This window comes from Ferrovibrio sp. (genome assembly GCF_035304305.1).
Lineage (GTDB): Bacteria > Pseudomonadota > Alphaproteobacteria > Ferrovibrionales > Ferrovibrionaceae > Ferrovibrio.
The window spans coordinates 1-4,062 of record NZ_DATGQG010000101.1; the positions used below are offsets into that span (position 1 = coordinate 1).

Below are 4,062 nucleotides of genomic sequence, written 5' to 3' on the forward strand. Positions count from 1 at the left end.
TCCTTGACCGGGGTGCCCGCGGCCGCCTGCTTCAGGAAGCCAATGATCTGCTCGTCCGTGTATCGCTTCTTCATGTCCGTCTTCCTCTTGGGGACGGACTCTACTTAAGTCAGCCTGGACCGGAAAATGGGGGGCAGGTCAGCCCCGCCATGCGCTACAGCATGTGCTACATAGAGTGCTACAGTCCCTACGCCGCAGCGGGCCTAAGACCTTGATCTGAAAGGCGCTGACGCATGCCGTGGTGGCTATGGTCCTGCTCCACCCATAGCCACCATTCCGAGCCCGCCGATTGGCGGGTTTTTCGTTTTCGGGCAGCCATGCCCACACGGGCATGGGTCAACATGCCGTGCGAACCCTTGCTACCTTTCGTCCATGGCCACCGCCCTGGAACTGCGCGAACGGCTCAATGCCATCCCCCGGGATGCCACGAAAGAATCGTGGAGGGTCCGGATTCACCGATCACTGAGCTGGCTGCGCCGAGCCGAAGCTGAGGTGAAAGACCTGGACGCAAGGTTCATTTTCCTGTGGATCGCCCTCAACGCCGCATATGCCCGCGAGATTGGCCAGGACGAAACGGAACGTGACCGCCTGAGGGAGTTCTTCTCTCGTCTGGTTTCCGTCGACCACGGCGGACAGATTCATTCCGCACTCTTTGAGACCTTCAGCGGCCCGGTACGAACCCTCATCGAGAACAGGCACGTATATCAACCGTTCTGGACATCGTTGCAGCGAGGAGAAGGAGAGAAGGGCTGGCGTCCTGGCTTTGAGGCTGCAAGAAGGGCGGCCATGCATGCACTGGTTGAAAGGAACACGGCCAAGGTTCTTTCCATCGTGTTCGACCGCCTTTATGTCCTCCGTAACCAGCTGATCCACGGTGGCGCCACCTGGAACAGCTCCGTCAACAGGCAGCAGGTCTGCGACGGCGCTGCCATCCTTGGCAACCTCGTACCAAAGATTGTCGAACTGATGCTGTTGCATCCGGAGAATGACCACGGCGAAATCCTGTACCCCGTCATCGACATGTGAGGAGCCTGCGGCGCCAAGGCCCACTCGTTCCTGGAAAGCGATGCTCCTCACGATTGCAGATTGACTCGGAGGATGTGTTCGAGGATTCCCGCCACCCGTCACGGCCAGGATCGTCGTCCACACATGCAGGAAGCCGACAGGCTGGCGGCACGGCAAGGGTGTGGACGATTTGCATCCGGTATCAATTCACATTGATCGCGTGCTCCAGTGGCCGCTGCGGCGCTAAGCTGCGCCCGTTGCCGGCGATTCCCGTGCCGGCGCCGGACGGAGGCCCCGATCATGTTCGCCACCCTCGCCCTGGCCGCCCAGCTGGCCGCCTGCCCGATGCACGCCGCCGTCCTGGAGCAGGTTTCCATCCGCGTCGCCGATACCTATGTCGACGAGGCGCTGGCGGCGGAGATTGCCACGGCCGTGCAGTCCTGGGCCCGCGAGGGCCGTTACGCCGGTGCCTGCGACGATGCCGAGGCCTTCGTCGCGCGCGTCAATCGCGACCTCGACGCCTATGACGGCCACTTCCACTTCGAGCGCGTCGATGCCGGCCACATCGGCGACGACTGGCTGATGCAGTGGCGCGCCGGCGCCGGCAGCAGCAATGCCGGCATCCGCGAGGTGCGGGTGTTCGAGGGCAACATCGGCTACCTGCGCCTGAGCACCTTCTATCCCTGGGACATCGTCGGCGGGAAGCTGCAACATGCCTGGGCGTTGCTGGCCGATACCGACGGTCTGATCCTCGACCTGCGCCAGAACGGCGGCGGCGACGGCCACACGCCGGCGCAGATCGTCGCCAGCCTGCTGGGTCCCGGCGTGAAGAGCGTGCAGGACTTCGAATCCCGCACCGAACGGCGAGCCGACCCGCTGCCGGAGGCGGCGCTGCCGCGCTACGAGCGCCCGGTGGCAGTGCTGCTGGACCGCCGTTCTGCCTCGGCTTCCGAGTTCATCGCCTACGCGCTGCAGGCCGAGGGCCGCGCCGTGGTGATCGGCAGCCGCAGCGCCGGCGCCGCCAACCTGATCGGCGAGCCGGTGCCGGTGGGCCACGGTTTCCAGATCTCCATCCCGGATACTCGCCCGGTCAACCGCCATACCGGCGGCAACTGGGAAGGCAGCGGCGTGAAGCCTGACCTCCCGGGCGGTGACGATCCGGTGTACGTCGCCCGGCGGCATCTGGCGGAGCTCGCCCAGGCGGAGTGAAGCAACGGCCACGGCGTCATCCCGGTCAAGAGGGACACAGGCAACATCTCCACTGTCTGGAAAGCTTTCCCCCGCCGGCATGGCGTTTGCAGCAACTTCCGGGGCCGGCATTCCGCCGGCGTACCCCGGAGACACCGTCATGACGCAGCAGAACCGAGATCAGAACCAGAAGGACCGCAAGGACGCCCAGGACCGCGACCAGGACCAGAAGAACAAGCAGGGCCAGCAGCAGCGCCGCGAGCAGCAGCAGGGCCGCGGCCGTGATGACGAAGGCGAGCGCGGGCAGGACGACGCCTTTCCAGCCTGTTCGAGAACTGGGAGAGCGAGTTCCTGCAGATGGGCAGTTTCGTCCTGCTTACGGTCTGGTTGCGGCAGCGTGGCTCGGCGGAATCGCGGCCGCTGGATCTCGCCGACGAGAAGCCGCCGAAACCTCCACCGCTGGCCGAACAGCCCTGGCCGGTCCGCAAGGGCGGTCTGTGGAAGGCGCTGTACGCACATTCGTTGTCGATCGCCCTGGGCCTGCTGTTCCTGGGCAGCTTCTTGGCACATCTGCGCTACAGCTGGGCGCAGGCAGTGGATGAGGCGCTTTCTCATGGCCAGCCGCCGCCTGCCTGGGTCGACCACCTGGCCAGCTCCGCGCTGTGGTTCGAATCCATGCAGAACTGGCAGAGCGAGTTTCTCTCCGTGGTGACGCTGTGCGTCCTGTCCATCTACCTGCGGGAGAAGGACTCCACCCAATCCAAGCCCCTCGAGGCCAGGCACACCGACACCGGCAGCTGAACAAGGAGCAGCCATGAAAACCTGCGACGTCTGCGGCAATTCCTATGACAAGACGATGACCATCGAATGGAAGGGTGTCTCCGGCACCTTCGATTCCTTCGAGTGCGCGATCAGCGCCCTTGCGCCACGTTGCGAGCACTGTGGCTGCCGGATCCTGGGGCATGGCATGGAGTCGGGCGGCCGCTTCTTCTGCTGCGCCCATTGCGCCCGCGTTTCCGGCATCGAGGGAATGAAGGACCGGAAGCCCGCCGACTGAAGGTCCTCGCCGCGGGGTGGGCAGGCGCAACGCCGGCACCGGCGCCCCCTGGCTATTTGGCCGCTTCACCGGCGCAGCCGCGTTAGCAGGGACGGCGACTACCATTGCCACCGCGCACCTGCGGCGCGCCAGGAAGCCCCGCCCCCGCGGCAATCCCTGGCGGGATCCACGGACGCCGGCGGCACCGGCAAGGTCTACTACCGGAACTGCAGCGAGGCGCGGGCCGCCGGAGCGGCGCCGTTGCGCCGCGGCGATCCCGGCTATGCCCCGCACCTTGACCGCGACAACGATGGCATCGCCTGCGAGTAGAGAACATGACCCGTCCCGGTGTCGAACAACGACTGCCACTGCAGGCATCCGAGCGAACGAGGTAAATCCCGATGAAGTTGCTGCCCCTGCTCCTTGCCACCCTGCTCGCCGCCGCCTCACCGGAACCGGCAGCCGCGGCAATGGCCACCGGCCCGGCAACCGGAGCCGACGAAGCAGCTTCCAGCCACCCGGCCTACGACGCCGCCCTCTCCGAAACCATCGGCCGCGAGATCAACGTGCTGGTGCTGGGCGAGCCTTCACTGGCGCCCGGCAACGACACGCCGCTGCTGCTGATCCTCGACGGCGGCCGGGAAGAGGATTTCCCCTGGATCGCCGAGGCGCTGCAGGCCGCGCATGCCGACGGTCGGCTGCCGCCGCTGGTGGCGGTGGGCCTGGCCAATGGCGAGCGTCGTTACGAACTCACCTTCCCTTCGCAGGATCCGCAGGACCTGGCGCTGATCCCGCGCAATGGCGGCGCCACCGGCAATTTCCTGATGATCCGC

The 4,062-nt window shown here is 65.9% G+C and carries 4 protein-coding genes and 2 pseudogenes; all 6 read left to right on the plus strand.

Annotation, left to right across the window (positions count from 1 at the left end):
* Nucleotides 1-372: 372 nt before the first annotated feature.
* Nucleotides 373-1,026: a hypothetical protein gene (locus VKZ87_RS11810; RefSeq protein WP_324221459.1), complete on the plus strand. Its 654-nt coding sequence runs from the start codon at nucleotides 373-375 to the stop codon at nucleotides 1,024-1,026.
* Nucleotides 1,027-1,305: 279 nt separating this feature from the next.
* A complete protein-coding gene (locus VKZ87_RS11815) occupies nucleotides 1,306-2,214 on the plus strand; it encodes a S41 family peptidase (RefSeq protein WP_324221460.1) in 909 nt (302 codons plus the stop codon).
* A gap of 297 nt (nucleotides 2,215-2,511) precedes the next feature.
* Nucleotides 2,512-2,994 (plus strand): annotated as a pseudogene (locus tag VKZ87_RS11820) (DUF6766 family protein); the annotation flags it as partial.
* 13 nt (nucleotides 2,995-3,007) lie between these two features.
* Nucleotides 3,008-3,250 (plus strand): hypothetical protein, encoded by a 243-nt coding sequence (locus VKZ87_RS11825; RefSeq protein WP_324221461.1) that lies wholly within the window; start codon nucleotides 3,008-3,010, stop codon nucleotides 3,248-3,250.
* 156 nt (nucleotides 3,251-3,406) lie between these two features.
* The gene (locus tag VKZ87_RS18475) at nucleotides 3,407-3,559 is read left to right on the plus strand and encodes an excalibur calcium-binding domain-containing protein (protein ID WP_349254794.1); all 153 of its coding nucleotides are present in this window, start codon (nucleotides 3,407-3,409) and stop codon (nucleotides 3,557-3,559) included.
* Between the two features lie 71 nt (nucleotides 3,560-3,630).
* Nucleotides 3,631-4,062: pseudogene (locus VKZ87_RS11830) on the plus strand (alpha/beta hydrolase-fold protein); the annotation flags it as partial.

Excerpts from the sequence above, each read along its gene's own strand:
- VKZ87_RS11810 (WP_324221459.1), top strand. The coding sequence starts at position 373 with ATGGCCACCGCCCTGGAACTGCGCGAACGGCTCAATGCCATCCCCCGG.
- VKZ87_RS11815 (WP_324221460.1), top strand. The coding sequence starts at position 1,306 with ATGTTCGCCACCCTCGCCCTGGCCGCCCAGCTGGCCGCCTGCCCGATG.
- VKZ87_RS11825 (WP_324221461.1), top strand. The coding sequence starts at position 3,008 with ATGAAAACCTGCGACGTCTGCGGCAATTCCTATGACAAGACGATGACC.